Origin of the sequence: Kocuria sp. ChxB, from assembly GCF_044359605.1 — a bacterium.
Lineage (GTDB): Bacteria > Actinomycetota > Actinomycetes > Actinomycetales > Micrococcaceae > Kocuria > Kocuria rhizophila.
Genome location: NZ_CP121123.1, coordinates 289852 through 309435 on the forward strand (window position 1 = coordinate 289852; position 19584 = coordinate 309435).

At 68.8% G+C, this 19584-nt stretch carries 15 protein-coding genes; 8 read left to right on the plus strand and 7 right to left on the minus strand.

Annotated elements, in window-relative coordinates; all coding sequences use genetic code 11:
- Positions 1-61: 61 nt before the first annotated feature.
- Positions 62-1063 (plus strand): anthranilate phosphoribosyltransferase, encoded by a 1002-nt coding sequence (trpD, locus tag P8S73_RS01270; RefSeq protein ID WP_183085931.1) that lies wholly within the window; start codon positions 62-64, stop codon positions 1061-1063.
- 85 nt (positions 1064-1148) lie between these two features.
- On the opposite strand, the gene P8S73_RS01275 is transcribed toward trpD, so the two are convergent.
- The 3 genes from P8S73_RS01275 to P8S73_RS01285 all read right to left on the minus strand — a co-directional run bounded on the left by P8S73_RS01275 (position 1149) and on the right by P8S73_RS01285 (position 3897).
- Positions 1149-1430, minus strand: coding sequence for an Lrp/AsnC family transcriptional regulator (locus tag P8S73_RS01275; RefSeq protein WP_029603117.1), 282 nt, complete (start codon positions 1428-1430; stop codon positions 1149-1151).
- 102 nt (positions 1431-1532) lie between these two features.
- Positions 1533-1973: a DUF3054 domain-containing protein gene (locus P8S73_RS01280; RefSeq protein ID WP_396350442.1), complete on the minus strand. Its 441-nt coding sequence runs from the start codon at positions 1971-1973 to the stop codon at positions 1533-1535.
- Positions 1974-2760: 787 nt separating this feature from the next.
- Complete coding sequence (locus tag P8S73_RS01285; protein WP_396350443.1) at positions 2761-3897, minus strand: ABC transporter permease; 1137 nt, start codon at positions 3895-3897, stop codon at positions 2761-2763.
- A gap of 94 nt (positions 3898-3991) precedes the next feature.
- Between P8S73_RS01285 and P8S73_RS01290 the strand changes: the two genes are divergently transcribed.
- Positions 3992-4633: a TetR/AcrR family transcriptional regulator gene (locus tag P8S73_RS01290; protein ID WP_257744121.1), complete on the plus strand. Its 642-nt coding sequence runs from the start codon at positions 3992-3994 to the stop codon at positions 4631-4633.
- 200 nt (positions 4634-4833) lie between these two features.
- On the opposite strand, the gene glgA is transcribed toward P8S73_RS01290, so the two are convergent.
- Positions 4834-6027 carry a glycogen synthase gene (gene glgA / locus P8S73_RS01295; protein WP_144801578.1) on the minus strand — a complete coding sequence of 398 codons (1194 nt, stop codon included), beginning with the start codon at positions 6025-6027 and terminating at the stop codon, positions 4834-4836.
- 475 nt (positions 6028-6502) lie between these two features.
- Between glgA and glgC the strand changes: the two genes are divergently transcribed.
- The 4 genes from glgC (at position 6503) to P8S73_RS01315 (ending at position 13578) form a co-directional block, all read left to right on the plus strand.
- Positions 6503-7747, plus strand: coding sequence for a glucose-1-phosphate adenylyltransferase (glgC, locus tag P8S73_RS01300; RefSeq protein WP_047978853.1), 1245 nt, complete (start codon positions 6503-6505; stop codon positions 7745-7747).
- Between the two features lie 63 nt (positions 7748-7810).
- Complete coding sequence (pepN, locus tag P8S73_RS01305; RefSeq protein ID WP_396350444.1) at positions 7811-10513, plus strand: aminopeptidase N; 2703 nt, start codon at positions 7811-7813, stop codon at positions 10511-10513.
- 114 nt (positions 10514-10627) lie between these two features.
- On the plus strand, positions 10628-11863 hold the full coding sequence (locus P8S73_RS01310) for a hypothetical protein (RefSeq protein ID WP_121240707.1): 1236 nt from the start codon (positions 10628-10630) through the stop codon (positions 11861-11863).
- A 17-nt stretch (positions 11864-11880) separates the two neighbouring features.
- A complete protein-coding gene (locus tag P8S73_RS01315) occupies positions 11881-13578 on the plus strand; it encodes an AarF/ABC1/UbiB kinase family protein (protein ID WP_039101175.1) in 1698 nt (565 codons plus the stop codon).
- Positions 13579-13718: 140 nt separating this feature from the next.
- Here the strand turns inward: P8S73_RS01315 and P8S73_RS01320 are convergent, their stop codons facing one another.
- Positions 13719-14486, minus strand: a complete 768-nt coding sequence (locus tag P8S73_RS01320) for a hypothetical protein (RefSeq protein WP_396350445.1) — start codon at positions 14484-14486, stop codon at positions 13719-13721.
- 679 nt (positions 14487-15165) lie between these two features.
- Here P8S73_RS01320 and P8S73_RS01325 point away from each other — a divergent pair.
- Positions 15166-16512: a UDP-glucose/GDP-mannose dehydrogenase family protein gene (locus tag P8S73_RS01325; RefSeq protein WP_019309204.1), complete on the plus strand. Its 1347-nt coding sequence runs from the start codon at positions 15166-15168 to the stop codon at positions 16510-16512.
- Between the two features lie 325 nt (positions 16513-16837).
- Here the strand turns inward: P8S73_RS01325 and P8S73_RS01330 are convergent, their stop codons facing one another.
- Complete coding sequence (locus P8S73_RS01330; protein ID WP_019309203.1) at positions 16838-17866, minus strand: LCP family protein; 1029 nt, start codon at positions 17864-17866, stop codon at positions 16838-16840.
- A gap of 131 nt (positions 17867-17997) precedes the next feature.
- Entirely contained in the window at positions 17998-19062 is a 1065-nt protein-coding gene (locus tag P8S73_RS01335) for a biotin/lipoate A/B protein ligase family protein (RefSeq protein WP_019309202.1), read from the minus strand.
- 237 nt (positions 19063-19299) lie between these two features.
- On the opposite strand from P8S73_RS01335, the gene P8S73_RS01340 reads away from it, so the two are divergent.
- Positions 19300-19557, plus strand: a complete 258-nt coding sequence (locus P8S73_RS01340) for a type B 50S ribosomal protein L31 (protein ID WP_019309201.1) — start codon at positions 19300-19302, stop codon at positions 19555-19557.
- Positions 19558-19584: the final 27 nt, after the last annotated feature.

Here is a 19584-nt window from a genome sequence, read left to right on the forward strand (position 1 = left end):
CGAACGCGTGACTACCTCCAGCAGCACCGTGACACCCGCCCAGTGGCCCGATCTCCTCACCATGCTGTCCCAGGGCAGGGACCTCTCCTGGGACCAGGCCTACTGGGCCATGGACCGCATCATGGCGGGGGAGGTCCCCGACGCCGTGATCGCGGGCTTCCTCATGGCGCTGCGGACCAAGGGGGAGAGTGTCGCCGAGCTCAACGGATTGGCGGACGCCATGGTGGCTCGCGCCCACCCCATCTCGGTGCCGGGGCCGTCCCTGGACATCGTGGGAACGGGCGGGGACAGGCTCTCGAGCGTCAACATCTCCACGATGGCGGCCCTGGTGTGCGCCGGCGCGGGCGCGCGTGTGGTCAAGCACGGCAACCGGGCGTCGTCGTCCAAGTCCGGCTCCGCAGACGTCCTGGAGGTGCTGGGCGTGCAGCTGGACATGCCCGTGGACCGGGTGCGCCGCGCGGCCACCGAGGTGGGCATCACCTTCCTCTTCGCCCAGACCTTCCACCCCTCGATGCGCTTCGCGGCCACGGCCCGCAAGTCCCTGGGCGTGGCCACCGCCTTCAACTTCCTGGGCCCCCTCACGAACCCCGCGCGGGTGCGGGCGTCCGCGATCGGGGTGGCCGACGCCGCTCTGGCACCCCTGATGGCCGGCGTGTTCCGCAACCGTGGCGACCGTGCCCTGGTGTTCCGCGGAGGCGACGGGCTCGACGAGCTCACGGTCACCGCGCCGTCGGACGTGTGGGAGGTGCGCGACGGTGAGATCCAGGAGCACTCGCTGGACCCCCTGGACCTGGACATGCCCCGCGCCACCGTGGAGGACCTGCGGGGCCGGGACGCCATCTACAACGCCGGTGTGGTGCGCGATGTGCTGGACGGGGCCCCGGGACACGTGCGGCACGCCGTGCTGCTCAACGCGGCGGCAGGGCTCGTGGCCGCGGAGGAGTCGGCCGAGGGGTCGTTCATGGACCGGTTCGCGAGTGCGCTGCGCCGTGCAGAGGAGGCCGTGGACTCCGGCGCGGCCCGGGACGTCCTGGCGCGCTGGGTGGCGTTTGCCGCCGAGTGACCCGGCCCGGGGGAGTGCGCCGCCTCGGAACGACGACGCCGCCCACCCCTGACACGGGTGGGCGGCGTTTGCGTGCGGGTGAGTCTCAGTCGTCGATGCCGAGAGAGAATGCGGCGTCGAGGTCGTGCGTGCTGTAGGTGCGGAAGGCGATGTTGGTGCTGGTGGAGACCACGCCCGGCACCTTGGAGAGCTCGTCCGCGATGACGTCGGCCAGCTGCTCGTGGCGGTCCACCCGCACCATGGCGATGAGGTCCCACTCACCGGTCACGGAGTAGACCTCGGAGACCCCGCGGATGTCGGAGACCTCCTGCGCGACCTCGGGAATGCGGTCCGAGGAGGTCTTGATCAGGACGATGGCGGTGAACATGGGGTTCCTTTCCACGGGGTCGTCCCAGCCTAGCTGGGCCGTGCGGCCGACACGCGCCCGTGCGGGCACCGCGGATGCCGACGGGACGCATGGAGTGAGGTGTCAGCAGGAGCGCAGGTGGTGGCGCAGCGCCAGCACCAGCCGGTAGCCGATGAGGAGCACCGCCAGCGTCAGCAGGCTCACCACCACGAACGGCAGCGCCGTGCCCTGGCCGGTGAGGGTGCGCAGCACCGTGCCGCCCACCTCGGCGCACAGCCACACCGAGAGGCCCGTGGGGATCACCGCAGCGGGGTGACGGGTTCCTCTGCAGGCCAGCCAGCCGAGGAGCGCGCCCACGAGGAACGGCCACGCGGTCACAAGGATTCCCGAGAGGCTCTCGCCGTGGCTCGTGCGGCCGATCCCGGCGAACACGATGACCAGCAGGAGGTCGGTGGCCAGGTACGCGGGCCACCGTTCGCCCGAGCGGTGCATCTCGGGACCGGAGGAGGTCGGGGACGTGGTGAGGGATCGGTCGGCGGTGCTGTGGGGCGAGTCGGTGTCCATGATGTCGATGCTATCGCCCGCTCACTAAGTCAAGTCTGCAGTGAAACTCAAATCAAAAGGTGCAAGGCTCACGTGAGACACGAAGAAATGGCGTGCCTGTGCAGGACGGGACATTGGGGGAGTCGCACCAACCACCTAGCCCTCGAGGGCCCGGAGCTCCGCGCGCCGTCCGCACGGAGCAGACGCCTGTGCCGCACGCTGCGCGGTGTTGGGTGACGAGTAGACCGCATCGGCGGCCTGGGGGCCCTGGGCGTGGAAGACGGTGATCATGCAATGGGTCACAGTGGAAGCCTCTCAGCCGGTGTGCCGTGGTAATCGGTGTGCTGCGGGGCGGCGCGACGCCGCATCCACGAGACTGTGACGCCGGCCATGTGGTGGGACGCGCAGTGGGACGCAGGGTCCTGGATTCCTCGCCGAGATTCAGTGCCGACCACTGGGTCCATGGTGCGCCACGGTGGCGACTGACGGTTTGTACCAGTCCTGCGGTGATGGGGCACCGCGGGCGGTCGGCAGCGCGCGTGAGTGCGCCGTCGCCTGTGGCTCGCAGGGCCGACGGGCGAAACCGGCGCACGGTTGCGGAATGCTGGGCCGGCGTGGTGCCGCATGCGACGGGCCTCACCACGGGGGCTCCAGGTGGCGTCCAATGGGTCGTCGTTCTGGGCTGTGACCCGAGATCTCACGCTGCACCCGTACAGCCGATAATGTACATTATGTAAAGTAAGCCGGAACGGACGAAGGGGAACCGTCTCCCGACGACTCCCCTTCGTCCCCTCTTGTCATCCTCCGTTCACCCGGGCAGGTCCCGCGGCACGACGTCCGGCGCCTCTTCCTTGCCCGTGAGCGCCGACTCGTTCTTGTGGTGACCGAGGAACGTCAGCACGACCCCCAGCGTCACCCAGGCGATCAGCGCCCACACCTGTGCGGCGATGTTCGCCTCCGGGAAGTACGAGAGATCCCGCAGCAGTGTTCCGGACAGGCCCGGCACCAGCCACTGCCCGATATCCCCGAACGGCGCCAGGATGAACTCCTTGGGTGAGGTCAGCGCCGAGATCGGGTTGCCGATGAACATGGTAAGGATCGCACCCACGGCCAGCCCCGCTCGTCCGATGAGTGAGCTCAACCCCACGATCACCGAGGCGGTGGCGGTGATCCCCAGCCCGATGGCGGCCCAGTTGGCCAGGAAGTTGGCCTGCAGGATCCCGAACAGTCCCTGCAGGATGGCGGCCAGCACGAAGCCTCCGATGACTCCGTACAGCCCCAGTGCCAGCAGGTGCTTGCGCACCCCGGTCACCAGCGTGGAGATCAGGATGCCGCCGATCATCCCACCCATGGTCAGGTGCAGCCCGGCGATGGCCAGCCCACTCCCCTTCGGATCGTCCTCGGACAGCGGGACCACGTCCGTGGTGGTCACCGTGGGCGGAGCGCCGGCCTGCTGCTGCGGTGCCTGCTGGCTCAGGGCCGCCATGCCCGCGGGCCCATTGGCCGCGGCCTCCTTGACCTTCTCGAGCGCCTCCGTGGTCCCCTCGATGACCTTCTGGTCGATGCCGCGCTGCACGGTCGTGGCCATCCCGCTGAGCATCTGTGACGCCACGGGGCTTGCCGCGCTGGCCGTGAGGAACTCGGGCTGCTCCCCCAGCACGATCCCGCCGTACACCTCGCGGGTCCTGATCCCGTTGACGGCGTCCTCCCGGTGGGCCACCGGGTGCAGGTCCAGCATGTTCTCCGGCATCTTCTCGGTCACGGCGTCGATCTGCTCCTGCGTGCCGACGATCGCCACGGGCAGGTTCTCGGTGGTCGAGGTCATCGTGGGCCAGGCGAAGGCGAGCAGCACGACGGCCACCACGCCCGAGGCGACCAGGGCCGCTGTGACGCTCTTGAGCCAGTCGGGGCGCCGCCGTGGCTGCGGAGTCTGGACGTGGGACATGACCCACCCCTTTCAAAAAGAATGATTGTTCTTGGAAAGTGTGAACCCGCTCCGCTAGGCTGTCAAGAACGATCGTTCGTTTTTGGAGGTGGACGTGCCCAAGGTCACGGAAGAGCACAGGGAGCAGATGCGGCGTCGGATCCAGGACGCCGCCCTGGTCTGCATCGGGCGCAAGGGCTTCTCGGCGGTGTCCATGGCGGACATCATCGCGGAGTCGGGCCTCTCGTCCGGCGCCGTGTACGTCTACTACCGGGGCAAGGACGACCTCTTCCTGGACGCGAGCCGCGGCGTCATGCGCGACCGGCTGGGGGCCCTGGACCGCCTGCACTCCCAGAGCCCGCTCCCCCATCCGGCGCGCGCCATGGCCATGGTGGTCACGGACCTGCCGGAGGGTGCCACGTTCCCCGGTCTGCCCCTGCAGGTGTGGGGCGAGTCGGTCCGCCGCCCCGAGCTGCAGGTGGCGGCGCGCGGAATTCTCGCGGAGGCGGGCAGCCATCTGCGCCGCTATCTGAGCGCGTGGCTGCGCAGCGAGCGCGGCCTGGTGGAGGACGACGCCGATCGGCTGGCCGACCGCCTCCGTCCCGCCTTCATCGGGCTGGTCCAGGGCTACATGGTGCAGGTGAGCCTCTCAGAGGATCCGAAGCAGACGCACGAGGCCTACGTGCAGGCGGTCGAACACCTGTTGAGCGGCGTTCTGGCCCAGCCGGGTCAGGATGCCGGGCCCGCCAACGGCTGACCAGGTGGTGGGGCAGCACGTCCTGGCACGGCAGTCCCCAAGCACCGCACTTGCCGTCGGGTGGAGAGCCCCCCGAGCTGCCCGTTGAGCCGCGCGTGCCGGACATGAACGGACCCCGGCGCCCAGGGACCATGCGGTCCGGGGCGCCGGGGTCCGAGCCGAGGGACGCGAGGTGCGGGTCTCCCGTGCCGGGGTGAGCGTCAGAGCACCGAGCGGTAGACCTCCAGGGTCTGCTGGGCGATGGACTCCCACGAGAAGTGCTCCTCCACGCGGCGTCGCCCGGCCTCACCCATGCGGCGAGCGCGCTCGGGGTCGGAGACCATGTCCGTGAGGGCGGCGGCGAAGTCGTCCACGAACTTCTGGGGGTCCAGGGGCGTTCCGGTGCCGTCGGTGACCTGCTCGATGGGGACCAGGGTTCCGGTCTCGCCGTCGGCGACGACCTCGGGGATGCCGCCCGTGGCGGAGGCGACCACGGCCGCGCCGCACGCCATGGCCTCGAGGTTGACGATGCCCAGGGGCTCGTACACGGAGGGGCACGCGAAGGCGGTGGCGTGGGAGAGGATCTGGATGACCTCGCGGCGCGGCAGCATCTTCTCGATGAGCACCACGCCGTCCCGTTCGCTCTTGAGCTGCTCGATGAGGGCGTTGACCTCGGCGCCGAGCTCGGGGGTGTCAGCGGCTCCGGCGCACAGCACGAGCTGCACCTCGGGCGGCAGCTGCAGGGCGGCGCGCAGGAGGTAGGGCACACCCTTCTGGCGGGTCACGCGGCCCACGAACGCCACGGAGGGCCGGGCGGGGTCGATGCCGTACTCCACCAGGACGTCCGTGGCCTCGTCCCGGTTCCACTGGGTGACGTCGATGCCGTTGTGCACGGTGCGCACGCGCTCGGGGTCCACGGCCGGGTAGGAGCGCAGGATGTCCTGGCGCATCCCCTCGGACACGGCGATGATCGCGGCGGCGGCCTCGTAGGAGGTCTGCTCCGCGAAGGAGGACACCCGGTAGCCGCCGCCGAGCTGCTCGGCCTTCCACGGGCGCAGGGGCTCCAGGGAGTGGGCGGAGAGCACGTGCGGGATGTCGTACATCAGGGAGGAGAGGTGCCCGCCCATGTTGGCGTACCACGTGTGGGAGTGCACGAGGTCCGAGCCGGCGACGTCCTGGACCATGGTGAGGTCCACGCCGAGAGTCTGCACGGCGGCGTTCGCGTCACCGAGTTCAGTCGGCACGGGGTAGGCCGTGACGTGGGCGCCGTGGAACTCGGGATCCCGGGGTTCACCGAAGCAGCGGACGTTGAGGTCCACGAGCGGTGCGAGCACGCGGGACAGCTCGGCCACGTGCACCCCCGCTCCCCCGTAAATGGCCGGCGGGAATTCTTTGCTCAGGATGTCTACTCGCACAGTGCGAGCGTACTGCACGGCCTCCGCGCGCCACAGGCGTCCCTCGGGCCGCGCCGCCCGGTCGCCGCGGTACGAAGCGTGCGCTGGCGCTGCGCCCCCCTGGCCCGTGTGACGAGGGTCCGCGTCGCGACGGTCCGGTGGACGACGGTCTGCGTCGTTGGGCCCTGCCCCCACGACGGCAGGAAGCACGCGGAGCCGGTCTGCACGCCCGTCCGCAACCACGCGTCGCTGGTCCTCACCCCTGCAGGGGTGGTGCGTGGGAGGGGCGCGGGCGGCGTCGTCGTGCGGGCCCTGGACGCTGATGCGGTGGAGACGGGCGACTGGTGCCCGGCGGGGGCGAAAAGTTGCCATGAGTTCGGGTCGGTGTTGTGTCAGCCCAGGTGGAGTGGGACACAATGACGGTGAAGACCAGATGACGTCGACGCCGCGTCGCGGCCCGCGGGCCCTGACCGTCTCGGGAAGTGGAGTGCTACGTATGTCACGACAGAAGAAGGTCCTGGCGATCGTGCTGGCCGGCGGTGAGGGCAAGCGCCTGATGCCGCTCACGGAGGACCGCGCCAAGCCCGCCGTGCCGTTCGCGGGAGGCTACCGGCTGATCGACTTCGCCCTGTCCAACCTGGTGAACTCGGGGTACCTGCAGATCGTGGTGCTCACGCAGTACAAGTCCCACTCCCTGGACCGCCACCTGTCCGAGACGTGGCGGCTGTCCACGCAGCTGGGGAACTACGTGACGTCCGTGCCGGCGCAGCAGCGCCGCGGCAAGGACTGGTTCCTGGGCTCGGCCAACGCCATCTACCAGTCCATGAACCTGATCGACGACGCCGATCCGGACATCGTGGTGGTGGTGGGCGCGGACCACGTGTACCGCATGGACTTCGCGGACATGGTGGAGAAGCACATCGAGTCCGGGGCCAAGGCCACGGTGGCCGCCGTGCGCCAGCCCATGGAGATGGTCAAGTCCTTCGGCGTGATCGAGACGGACCCGCACGATCCCGCGAAGATCGCGCGCTTCGTGGAGAAGCCGGACACCACCGCTCCCCTGCCGGACGATCCCGACTCGTTCCTGGCCTCGATGGGCAACTACGTGTTCGACCGGGACGCCCTCGTGGAGGCGCTGCGCACGGACAACGAGAAGGCGGACACCCACCACGACATGGGCGGGGACATCATGCCGTACTTCTCGCAGCGCGGGGAGGCCGTGGTCTACGACTTCACGCACAACGACGTCCCGGGCTCCACGGAGCGGGACCGGCAGTACTGGCGGGACGTGGGCACCCTGGACTCCTACTACGAGTCCCACATGGACCTGATCCGCCCGCTGCCGGTGTTCAACCTCTACAACTACGACTGGCCCATCTACACGCACCAGATCATGGCGCCTCCCGCCAGGACGGTGCGCGGACCCAACGGCCAGGCGGGCGTGGCGTTCGACTCCATCGTCTCCCCCGGCGTGCTGATCACCGGCGGGCACGTGGGCTCCTCCGTGCTCTCCCCCAAGGTCAAGGTGGAGCACGACGCCCGTGTCACCGAGTCCGTGCTGATGCAGAACGTGCAGATCGGTGCCGGTGCCACCGTGCACCGCTGCATCCTGGACAAGAACGTGGTGGTCCCCCCGGGGTTCACCGTGGGCCTGGACCGGGAGCAGGACCTCGCGCGCGGGCTCACGGTCACGGAGTCCGGTCTCACGATCGCTCCCAAGAACTACCGCTTCGAGAAGTAGGCGCACAGGGCGGGCGGTGTAGCCGTGTGACCGGCGACACCGCCCCGTGCCTACACTGGGGGCATGGGAGCCAGCCTGACCAGAGAAGAAGCAGCCACGCGTGCCGAGCAGATCCGGGTGGAGGACTACCGGGTCACGGTGGACCTCTCGGGGGCGCCGAACCCCGAGAGCACGACCTTCGGCTCGGAGGTCACGGTGCGGTTCACCGCCGAGGAGGGCGCGGAGACGTTCATCGACTTCATCCACGACACGGTCACGGAGGTGGAGCTCAACGGTGCGCTCCTGGACGTGGACGACGTGGTGGACGGGGACCGGATCCGGCTGCCCGAGCTGGGCCAGGCCAACGAGCTGCGCGTGGTCGGCCGCGCGCTCTACTCGCGCTCGGGCGAGGGCCTGCACCGCTACATCGACCCGCAGGACAGCGAGGTGTACATCTACACGCAGTACGAGCCCGCGGACTGCCGCCGGGTGTTCGCGGTGTTCGAGCAGCCGGACCTCAAGGCCGCCTTCACCTTCACGGTGCTCACCCCGCGGGACTGGATCGCGGCGTCGAACGGGGAGCTGGTGGCCTCCACCCCCACCGAGGACGGCGACGTCCCGGGTGCCGTGAGCCACGAGTTCGCGCCCACGCTGCGGATCTCCTCCTACATCACCACCATCCTGGCGGGACCGTACGCCACGGTCACGGACGAGTGGCGCGGCACTGATCCCCACGGCGAGCCCGTGACCGTTCCGCTGGCGCTGCACTGCCGGCGGGCGCTCGCCGGGCACATGGACGCCGAGGAGCTGTTCACCCTCACCAAGCAGGGGCTGGACTTCTTCCCGGAGCTGTTCGGCTTTGCGTACCCGTGGGGCAAGTACGAGCAGGCGTTCGTGCCGGAGTACAACCTGGGGGCCATGGAGAACCCGGGAATGGTCACGTTCACGGAGGACTACCTGTTCCCGTCCGGTGCCACGCGCGCCCAGCTCGCGGGCCGCGCGAACACGCTGATGCACGAGATGTCCCACATGTGGTTCGGGGACCTGGTGACCATGCAGTGGTGGGACGACCTGTGGCTGAAGGAGTCCTTCGCGGAGTTCATGGGCGCGTACGCGTGCGTGCACGCCACGCAGTACACGGACGCGTGGGTCACGTTCGCGCTGGCGCGCAAGGAGTGGGCGTACCGCCAGGACCAGCTGCGCACCACGCACCCGATCGTCGCGGACATCGTGGACCTGGAGGCCGCGCGGCAGAACTTCGACGGCATCACGTACGCCAAGGGCGCCTCGGTGCTCAAGCAGCTGGTGGCCTTCGTGGGCGAGGACGCCTTCATGGACGCGTGCCGCGCCTACTTCCGCCGTTTCGCGTTCGGCAACACCAGCCTGGACGACTTCCTCGCGGTCCTGGACGAGGCGTGCGAGCACGACGTCCGCGCGTGGGCGGACCAGTGGCTGCGCACCACGGGTGTTCCCGTGCTGGCGGTCACCGCCGACGCCGCGGCCGCGGGCTCCCCCGCCACGCTCACCCAGCGCGCCGAGCCCCTGCGCCCCCACGTGCTGACCGTGGGCACCTACGCCCGCACCGCCGAGGGGTCGGTGGAGAACACCACCCGCGCGGAGGTGCGCGTGCCCGCCGAGGACCGGCCCACCGAGCTCACCGGTGTGACCGGACCGTCGGCCACCGGCGCCGCTGCCGGGCAGACCGTTGCTGGCGGCGCCGCCACCGCCGCGTCCGCGGTCGAGCCGACCGGCGCCGTCGTGCTGGTCAACGACACGGACCTCACCTACTGCCTGGCCCACCCGGATCCGGCCTCCCTGGCCGGGCTGGTGGAGCTCGTGGGTGAGATCACCGATTCCCTGGCCCGCGCCGTGGCGCACTCGCAGCTGTGGGCCGCGGTGCGGGACGGGCGCCTGTGCCCGCGCGAGTACGTGCTCATGGTGGCCCGCCGGTGCACCACCGAGTCCCACGCGGCGATCCTCACCACGGTCCTGGACCACGCGCGCCAGGCCCTGGGCCAGTACGTGCCCGTGACGCACCGCACCGCCGCGCGCCGGGCTCTGCTCGACGCACTGGGTGAGGCCATGCTGGCCGCGGAGCCCGGTTCGGACGCGCAGCTGATCCTGGCACGCGCCTTCGCCCGGGAGGCGGCACGGGACGGGAAGTACGCCCGGCCCATCCAGGAGTGGCTGGGCGGTGTGCACACCGTCCCCGGTCTGGAGCTCACGCCGCAGCTGCGCTGGAGCATGCTCACCGCGGTGACCGCCACCGGGCACAGCACCGTCTCCGAGCTGGAGTCCGAGCACGCCCAGGACCCCACGCGGGACGGTCACCTGGGCTACCTCGAGGCGGTCGCGGCCATGCGCTCGGACCGTTCCAAACAGCAGGCGTGGGAGCGGATCGTCTCCGGCACGCTGTCCAACGACGAGCTCAGCGCCACCATTGCCGGCTTCCAGCTCGCGGCGCCCACGGTGCTGCGCCGCTACGAGGACGTCTACTTCGAGCAGCTCACCGCGTGGTGGGCCGGGCACTCCATGGAGATCGCCACCCGGATGGTCCGCGGGCTGTTCCCGCGCGCGGTGGACGCCCAGGCGGCGTCGTCGGGCGCGGCGGGGACTCCCGCCGGGGACTCGGCGGGAGCGGCCGCGCAGCATCCCGTGGTCCGCGCGGCCCGCACCTGGCTGGACGCGCACGACGACGCTCCCGCGGCCCTGCGGCGCATCGTCACCGAGCTGCTCGACGACGCCCAGCGCGCGGTGACCCTGCAGCTGATGTGCCTGTCCCGCTGAGCCAGGACCGGTCATGTCCTCCCAGTGGATGAACATCGATGCACCTGGATCAACGGATAGCATGAGGGCAGATGCTGCGGCGGAGGAACCGCCAGTGCTACAGCGAGGGAGACCATGACCGATTACGCGCTCAACGACCGAGGGTCCTTGGACGTCGTCACCGAGAACTTCTACGACACCGAGATCATGCGGGTGTTCGGGGGTCTCTCCGCGGGTCGCGCGCAGACGTGGAACGGCATGGCCGCGCTCGTGCCGGAGCCGGACAACCCCTTCGACCCGCGCACCGTGTCCGTGCGCGTGGGCGAGAACAAGGTGGCCCACCTGTCCTCGCAGGACGCGCACCGGTACTGGCACCCGCTCTCCCGCGTGATCGCCTCCGGCTACACGCCCGTGGTTCCCCTGCACCTGGAGGCCGAGCTGCTGCGCCAGGACGGCGTGGCGGAGGTGGATGCGCGCGCGGTGATCGACATCGCTCCCCCGGACCTGCTGTTCCCCCTGAACACCGCGCCTGCGCAGGCCGCCGTGCTGCCCCAGGGCTCCTCCATCAAAGTGCTTGACGAGCAGGACTTCGCCGAGTACCTGCACTCGATCGTGCCCGCCTCCGGTGAGGGCCGCGTGATCCTCACGCTGGAGGTCAACAAGGTGCGCAACTCCCACGGCGTCACCGTGGACACCGTGGACGTGCTCTACGAGCGCAAGCAGGTGGGGCGGCTCTCCACGCAGATGTCCCAGCAGTTCATCCCGATCATCAACCACGCCTTCGACCACGACCTGCTCACCGCCGTGTGGGGCACCATCCGCGGCTCCTCGTTCGAGGTGTCCATGACGCTGCAGGCCGCGCGCGCCCCCGAGGTGCCCGCGCAGTGGTTCACGGAGCTGCCCAACGACGTCCCCGAGCTGCTGCCCGAGGCCGAGCAGTACGAGGTCCCCGCGGCCTACGTGGCCGTGGAGTCCGATCACGGACGCAACTCCAAGAAGTGGCGCCGCGGCTTCACCGCGGCCCACCCCGAAGCCACCGGTGCGGGCTCCCCCGCCTCGGGGGCCCGGGCGCTGGCCGCGCGGTGGCGCGGGGGCGAGTCGACACGCACGGGCCAGGACACCGCGGGAGCCCTCGTTGCCGAGCACGACGCCGCCGGCACCGCACCCGCGGCCCGCAACACCGCGGGCTCCACCGTGGCCGGCGTGGCCCGCGGGCTCAGGCCCCTGGTGACCGCCCTGCTGGCTCTCACCGTCCTCCTGGTGGTCGTGGGTATCGTGCTGCTCGGCGTGGAGCCCCTGGCCACCACGCTCGTGATGATCGTGGCCCTGGCCACGGGCTTCATGGCCGTCTATCTGCACAGAACGCTGTAAGGGGTTCGTCCAGCCGTATGATTTCCCGCCGCGAACGGTTCCTCCAGATCATCGAGGTCCTCACCAAGCACGGCTTCGGCTTCGCCCTGGGCGGACTCAAGCCCCAGTGGCGGGCTCCGCTCGCGCGGGTGAAGCTCATCGACCCCCAGACCATCCACTCCCAGCCCGAGCACCTGCGCATGGCGCTGGAGGAGCTGGGCCCCACGTTCGTGAAGCTGGGCCAGCTGACCTCCACCCGCCCGGACCTTCTGCCGCCGGGCTACGCGGAAGAGCTGCTCAAGCTCCAGGACAACACCCCGCCCATCCCCGTGGAGCAGATCCGCGCGATGATCGAGGCCGAACCGGACTCGCAGGCCGAGGAGATCCTCACCCACATGGACCCTGAGCCGGTGGCCACGGGATCCATCGGCCAGGCCCACGCGGCCACCTACCAGGGGCACCAGGTCATCGTGAAGGTGCGCCGCCCCGGGGTCACGGACGAGGTCAACCGGGACCTGGAGATCCTGCAGGACATGGCCAAGTGGGTTTCGCGCTACTGGACCGCGGCGCAGGACTACGACCTCGAGGGCATCGTGGAGGAGTTCAGCACCTCCCTGCGCGACGAGCTGGACTTCCTGCAGGAGGCCAAGAACTCGCAGCGCATGGCCGAGAACTTCACGGGCCACCCGCAGATCCACATCCCGGAGATCTTCTGGGAGGCCAGCACCTCCCGGGTGCTCACGATGGAGCGGATGTTCGGCGTCAAGATCAACGACTACGCGGCTCTCGAGGCCGAGGGCGTCGACCGGCACCTGCTGGCCAAGGAGGCCACGGACGCCATCTGCAAAATGGTGTTCGAGGACGGCTTCTTCCACGCGGACCCGCACCCAGGGAACCTGTTCGTGGAACCGGATGGCCGAATCGCGATCATCGACTTCGGCATGGTGGGCAACCTCACCGAGGAGTTCCGCGACCACCTGATCACGCTGCTGCTGGGCGTGGTGCAGGACAACCCGCGGCGCGCGGCCACCGGACTGCTGGGACTCACGGACAGCGGCACCCACGACGTCTCCAAGCGGGAGATCGAGAAGGACGTGGCGGTCATGATGCGCCGCTACGCCAACAAGCCCCTGCAGGAGGTGCGCGTGGGGGCGCTCATGGCGGACCTGATCTCCGTGCTGCGCCACCACAAGCTCCAGCTGCCCCGGCAGTCCGCGCTGCTGCTGCGGATGCTCGTCACCGCGGAGTCCATGGGCACGGGCCTGGACCCGGAGTTCGACCTGGTCTCCTCGGTGCAGCCGTACGCAGAGCGCTTCATCATGCACCGGCTCTCCCCCGAGATGCTGCTCAACCGGCTGCGCTCCACGGTGGAGGACGCCGTGCAGATGGGGGTGGACGTCCCCGAGTACGTGCGCCGGCTGATCGTGGTGCTCGAACGCGGCGGGTTCGACGTCCACCTGCGCACCGACGAGCTGGAACCGCTGTTCAAGAACGGCGCCAAGATCAGCCACCAGGTGGTGGCCGGCGGCGTGATTGCCGCGACCATCAACGGCACCGCGCACATCATCGCCTCGGACCCCGAGCGGTGGAAGAAGTATCACACGCCCCTGATCGTGGGAGGCATGTCCACCGTGGGAGTCCTCAGCGGCTACCTGGCGGTGTCCTCCAACGTGGACCGGGTCCGCCACCTGGCGCGGCTGCTGCGCGGCAACCGCCAGAAGCGCACGGTGCGCTGAGCGCGGGGGTGCCCGTCCGGCGTCGTCCCCGCTCCGCGTGGTGTCCGGTCAGCGGTGTGGTGTCCTCGCTCCGCGGGGTGCGCGCCCGGCGCCGCCCTCCCGGGTGCCGCCCGTCCGGCGGGGCTTCCGCCGGACGTGGCTCAGATCAGGTCCCAGACCGCGTAGGCGTTCTTGGACGAGGGGACGACCTCCCACTGCTCGGCGCGCGCGGGATCCACGCGGGCCCGGGCCGTCTCGAGGTCCTCCGCGGTCAGGTAGAACGGGCCGCCGTTCGCGAAGCGCCGCAGGTGGTCCGAGGACGGAATGACCACGCGCCGCATGTAGTCCACGCCGGCGATCCGTCTCTCCAGCGTGCAGTACGCCACCCCGGGCTGCTTCAGGTTTGCCAGGATGGCACGCATGGACTCCTGCAGCGGGAGCGTGGGCAGGATCTCCACGGCACGGGCCTCCATGGCCCGCACCACGTGGCCGGCCACGAGGAACTCGTAGTACTGCCCGGAGCAGCCGGTCACGTAGCGCACCTCGATGTCCGGGTGGTTGGCAATGAAGCACACCAGTTCCCCCATGCTGATCATCATGTCCGCGAGGCGCTCCAGGATGGCGGCCGTCCTGAGGTGGTTCTTGGCTGCCGTGCGGCCGCGCAGCCGGGCGGACCGGGACACCGAGGCCCGGATCTCGATCTCGAAGGCGGAGGGGCCCATCTGCATGATGGTGAAGTCGTGCTGGTAGCCCTCCAGGGTGATGGCCGAGGGCTCGAACATGTGGTAGGAAAGCATCTGCAGTCCTGTGAAGCTCTCCCGCATGGTCGCCTGGGGCAGCGGCAGCTGGAGGCCTGCGCTGGTGCTGTAGGTGATGAGGACCGGGATCTGCGCATTGGGGGGTATGGATCCCGGGAGTGGTGATGCCACTGGTTCTCTCCTCGAACTCGCCTGTTCAGGTGAAGTGTGTTTTGTGCAATCGAATTGCGTTCTCGGGTATTCTGGGAATCATCCACCGGCGGCGCGGGGGGAAATGCAGACGTTTCCACGTCGAAGGGACATGCATTCGTATGCACAAAAGTGTATTGCAGCGAGGGCTAAGCATCCTTCCTACTCGCGCGTTCATCTGTACCCTCTAAGGGGGACACGTCCATTCCCGCGTTGACGGGGTTGACCGCGCCGCTCCCATAGACTCTCCACACGTAGGGGAAGAACGGGCACCGGCACCTCGCGGCGGGTCCCGGCTCGTCCACGGGTTCCAGCAAAGGATGTACTGCGTGTTCACGATCATGCCGATCTACGGCACCCGCCCGGAGGCGACGAGCCGAACCTTTCCCCACGACACGGCTGGAAGGTCTGCAGATCGAGACCTTGGTCCCCACAACCGCAGAATGCGGCCAGGTTCTGACCAGGTAGACAAGATCTGACTCCCCCCCTCGGGCGGCGCGGCGACACGTGTTTTGCCGGAGGGCAACGGCCAAGGTACCCCACTGCGCGGGGGCCGCGCCTTCGCAGATACCCATAAAGGCAGATGCTCGGAGCAGTACTGCGGATCGCTGAGAGCGATTCCCGGGTTTGAGCCCGCCATCTCTTCAGAAAGGATCATCTTATGCGCATGACAGTGATCGGCACCGGATACCTGGGGGCCACGCACGCCGTGGCCATGGCGGAACTCGGCCACGAGGTGCTGGGCGTGGATCTGGACCAGGCGAAGATTGACTCCTTGGCCGCGGGACGCGTTCCGTTCCACGAGCCGGGTCTGCCGGAACTGCTGCGCAAGCACGTGTCCACGGGGGCCGTGCGGTTCACCACCTCCTACGATGAAGCAGGCCGCTTCGGAGACGTTCACTTCATCGGCGTTGGAACTCCGCAGAAGCGGGACGGACACGCCGCGGACATGACCTACGTCGACGCAGCGGTGGAGCAGATCGCACGCGCGGCCGACCACAACTGTGTGATTGCCGGAAAGTCCACGGTCCCCGTGGGCTCCGCCGAGCGCCTTCAGCACGTGGCGCGCTCGTCCGCTCGTGACGGCGTCACCGTTGACCTCGTCTGGAACCCCGAGTTCCTGCGCGAAGGTCACGCGGTGGAGGACACGCTGCGCCCCGATCGCATGGTCCTGGGGGTCGAGCACAACGACGACGCCCGGCGCACGCCAGGAGCTGAGCGCGCCGAGGCTGTCCTGCGGGAGGTCTATGCCCAGCAGCTAGCCGTGGACACACCGTTCATCGTGACCGACTACCAGACTGCGGAACTCGTGAAGGTGGCGGCCAACAGCTTCCTGGCCACCAAGATCAGCTTCATCAACGCGCTCTCCGAGATCACGGAGACCGTCGGGGGTGACATCCGCACCCTCGCGGACGCCATAGGTCTGGACGATCGCATCGGGAGGAAATTCCTCAACGCGGGGGTTGGATTCGGCGGGGGGTGCCTCCCCAAGGACATTCGCGCCCTGCGCGCGCGGGCCTCGGAGCTGGGCCTGGACCAGTCAGTGCGCTTCCTGGCAGAGGTGGACGACATCAACCTCCGGCGACGCGAGCGCACCACGCAGCTGGTCGCGCAAGAGTGTGGAGGGTCCCTCCACGGCGCGAAGATCGCCGTGCTGGGAGCGGCGTTCAAACCGGAATCCGACGACGTGAGGGACTCCCCCGCACTGGACATCGCCGCCCGTCTGCATTCCCAGGGTGCGGATGTGCGTCTCTACGATCCCCAGGCGAACGCGAACGCCGCCCAGCGATATCCCCGCCTGGACTATGTGGACTCTCTCGAGGACGCCGTGACCGGTGCCCAGATGACGCTGCTGCTCACCGAGTGGCGCGAGTTCAAGGAGATGGACCCAGCAGCGGTGGCCGCGCTCGTCGAGGTGCCCACCATCTTAGACGGCCGCAACGTGCTGGATCCTGCCACCTGGGAGGCAGCCGGATGGCAGTACCTCGCACTCGGGCGACGGAACTGAACCCTCATTACGTGTGACCCCACTCGTGCCGAGCTGGCTGCTCCAGTGGGTCGGTCGAGAGGCGCGGTTCTCTCCGGCAGACCGGGAATGGGTAAGACCTTGTCCCTGCAGGGGTGGATCGGCTTGGCCCGTTGCACGGCCCAAATCGGTTCCGTTGGCGGTACTGAGAGGCTCATGGCAACCGCACCCCCGGAATCGCGTGGTGCGGTTGCCACGTGGAAGCGGTTGCGGGCGAGCTCGCGCCAGGGTTCTCGGGCGATAGCCACTCCTTCGACCGCAGCCTGACTCCAACCGCGCGCACGCCCTTTCGAGAGGGACGGAAGAATCAGGGGCCGGACTGCTCCACCTTTTTTGCGTAGTCGTCCAGGGTGCCGTCCGAGATGGACTTGCCGATCTCCTTCATGGCGGCCTCATCCGCAATGATGATCGACTGCCCGTCCGCGGACGTTCCCACGCCCTGGTTGGGCACGGTGAACATGTGGATGTCGCTGCTGGTCATCCCCACCAGTTTGGGGGCCTGCTGGGCGATCCATCCGGCCGTGATGCCGTCGCTGACCGTCAGGTACGGGGAGATCTGCTTGACCACCTCGTTGAGCTTCACGGGGTTGGTCAGCGTCCCGGCGCTGACGAGCTCGTTGATCAGCCCCTCCAGGTACGCCCGCTGGTTGCGCACGCGCTGGTAGTCACCGTCCGGGAAGGCGTAGCGCTCACGCACGAAGGCGAGTGCCTCCTCGCCGTTCATCTCCTGGGGTCCCTCCTGGAACTGGTGGCCGTCCTGGGAGGTGAAGGACACGGGCACGTCCACGGTCACGCCACCCAGGGCGTCCGTGAGCCCCTCGAAGCCCGCGAAGTCCACCATGGCTACCTCGTCCACGCGGGTGTCGAAGTTCTCCTCGATCGTGCTCACCATGGTGGGCATCCCGCCCACGTCCAGAGCGGAGTTGATCTTGGCCTCGCCGTGGCCGGGGATGGTCACCCAGGTGTCGCGCATGATGGACATCACGTACATCTCGCCGCCGTCCTCCGGGATGTGGAGCAGCATGATGGAGTCCGCGCGGGAGCCCGTGACGGTAGGGTCCTGGCCCTCGGGGCGCTTGTCGGAGCCGAGCAGCAGCACGGTGGTGCCTGCATCCTCGGAGGAGCCCTTGGCGGGGCGGCTGGACTCCTCGGGAAACGCCGACTCGAGGTTCTGCGCGCCGTTGTCGAAGTTGCGGGCGAGGTTCCACACGAAGAAACCCGCCACCACTCCGATCACCAGCACGATGCCAAGCAGCACCAGGAGGATGTTGCGTCCGGTGTGCTTCTTGCGGGGGGTGGGCTGGTCTTCGTTGAACTCGACCGGATTCGTGGACACGATGTGCTCTCCGAGGCTGGGGGGACATGACTCGCGCGAGACCCACCGGGATCCGGTGCAGGGCACCCGTGCTACGGGGTGCGTTCCGGCGGGGGCGCTGGCGGGGCTGTGGGTGCTTTCGCACATCCTAGCTACGGCACCCTGTGGATCCACTCTTGCGTGCCGAACTTGTGCTCGACGAGATTCCGGGCCGCGGCGAGTTCGCTGTCTGAGACCTTACCAACCTGGGCCCCGTAGCGTTCCGTGAACGTGCGGGTCAGGGCCGAGATGACATCCCCGCGGGCCATGCCGGTCTGGCGTCGCAGCGGGTCCACCCGCTTCTTGGCGGATCGGATCCCCTTGTCCGAGATCTTCTCCTTGCCGATCCGCAGCACATCCGTCATCTTGTCCGCGTCGATGTCGTAGCTCATGGTCACGTGGTGGACCATCCCGCCGTTGGCGAAGCGTTTCTGGGCCGCTCCCCCGATCTTTCCCTGCGGCGTGGCGATGTCGTTGAGGGGCACGTAGAACGCCTCCACGCCGAGGTCCGCGAACCCCTGCATGACCCACGCGTCCAGGAACGGGTAGGAGTCCGCGAAGCTCATCCCGTCCACCAGGGTCTGGGGGATGTAGAGCGAGTACGTGATGCAGTTGCCCGCCTCCATGAACATGGCGCCACCGCCGGAGACGCGGCGGACCACCTGCACCCCGTGCCGCCGGGCGCCCTCCAGGTCCACCTCGTTGCGCACGGACTGGAACGAGCCGATCACCACGGCGGGCTCGTCCCAGTCCCAGAACCGCAGCGTGGGGGGACGGTGGCCCGCGCCCACCTCCCGGGCGAGGACCTCGTCCAGGGCCAGGTTCTCCAGAGTGGGGCGCACCTGCGCGGGGATCACCTGCCACTCGTGGTCGCTCCAGCTCGTGGCCTTGGCCAGTGCACGGCGCACGGCAATCACCACGGCTCGGGCGTCGAAGCCGAACAGCACGGCGTCGCGCGGCAACGCCGCCTCGATCCTGGCCGCCATCTCCTGCGGACCGGTGTCCTCGTGCAGACCGGTGAGGGCGGCGTTGATGTCCGCGAGCGCCTCGTCGGGCTCGAGGAAGAAGTCGCCGTTGACGGAGACCTCGGCCAGCCGGTGGTCGTGGACGGTGAAGTCCGCGACCACCAGCTTCCCGCCGAGGACCTTGTACTCTCCGTGTGCTCGTGACGTGCTCATTCACTGACCTCCGCTGCGAGTGGTGGCACGGGGTGTGGTGCCGGGTGTTGCGCCCTGGCGGGGCGCCTCAGCTCGTTGCCCGTGAATTCCTCTCCTGATGGTATGCACTGGTGGGTCGAATCGACCGACGTGGGCCGGAGGCGTACCATAGGCGGTTGGTGTGCTCACTTTCGAGCGCGCCGCGTCCGAGCAACGCCGTGCCTGGCAAAATCCAGGCACCTACAGAAGGTTGACACCATGAAGGCTGACATCCACCCGGATTACCACCCGGTTCTCTTCCGTGACCTCGCTTCCGGCAAGGTCATCCTGACTCGTTCCACCGCCACCTCCTCCAAGACGGAGACGTGGGAGGACGGCAACGAGTACCCGATCATCGAGGTCGAGATCTCCTCCGAGTCCCACCCGTTCTACACGGGCAAGCAGCGCATCATGGACTCCGCCGGCCGCGTGGAGCGCTTCAACCAGCGGTTCGCGAACTTCGGGAAGTCCAAGTAACCAGCGGACACTCCCCCTTCGACGCCC

Coding starts and splice junctions, on each gene's coding strand:
- P8S73_RS01325 (WP_019309204.1), top strand. CDS start 15,166: ATGCGCATGACAGTGATCGGCACCGGATACCTGGGGGCCACGCACGCC.
- P8S73_RS01310 (WP_121240707.1), top strand. CDS start 10,628: ATGACCGATTACGCGCTCAACGACCGAGGGTCCTTGGACGTCGTCACC.
- glgC (WP_047978853.1), top strand. CDS start 6,503: ATGTCACGACAGAAGAAGGTCCTGGCGATCGTGCTGGCCGGCGGTGAG.
- P8S73_RS01280 (WP_396350442.1), bottom strand. CDS start 1,973: ATGGACACCGACTCGCCCCACAGCACCGCCGACCGATCCCTCACCACG.
- trpD (WP_183085931.1), top strand. CDS start 62: ATGCTGTCCCAGGGCAGGGACCTCTCCTGGGACCAGGCCTACTGGGCC.
- P8S73_RS01315 (WP_039101175.1), top strand. CDS start 11,881: ATGATTTCCCGCCGCGAACGGTTCCTCCAGATCATCGAGGTCCTCACC.
- P8S73_RS01340 (WP_019309201.1), top strand. CDS start 19,300: ATGAAGGCTGACATCCACCCGGATTACCACCCGGTTCTCTTCCGTGAC.
- pepN (WP_396350444.1), top strand. CDS start 7,811: ATGGGAGCCAGCCTGACCAGAGAAGAAGCAGCCACGCGTGCCGAGCAG.
- P8S73_RS01285 (WP_396350443.1), bottom strand. CDS start 3,897: ATGTCCCACGTCCAGACTCCGCAGCCACGGCGGCGCCCCGACTGGCTC.
- P8S73_RS01275 (WP_029603117.1), bottom strand. CDS start 1,430: ATGTTCACCGCCATCGTCCTGATCAAGACCTCCTCGGACCGCATTCCC.
- P8S73_RS01335 (WP_019309202.1), bottom strand. CDS start 19,062: ATGAGCACGTCACGAGCACACGGAGAGTACAAGGTCCTCGGCGGGAAG.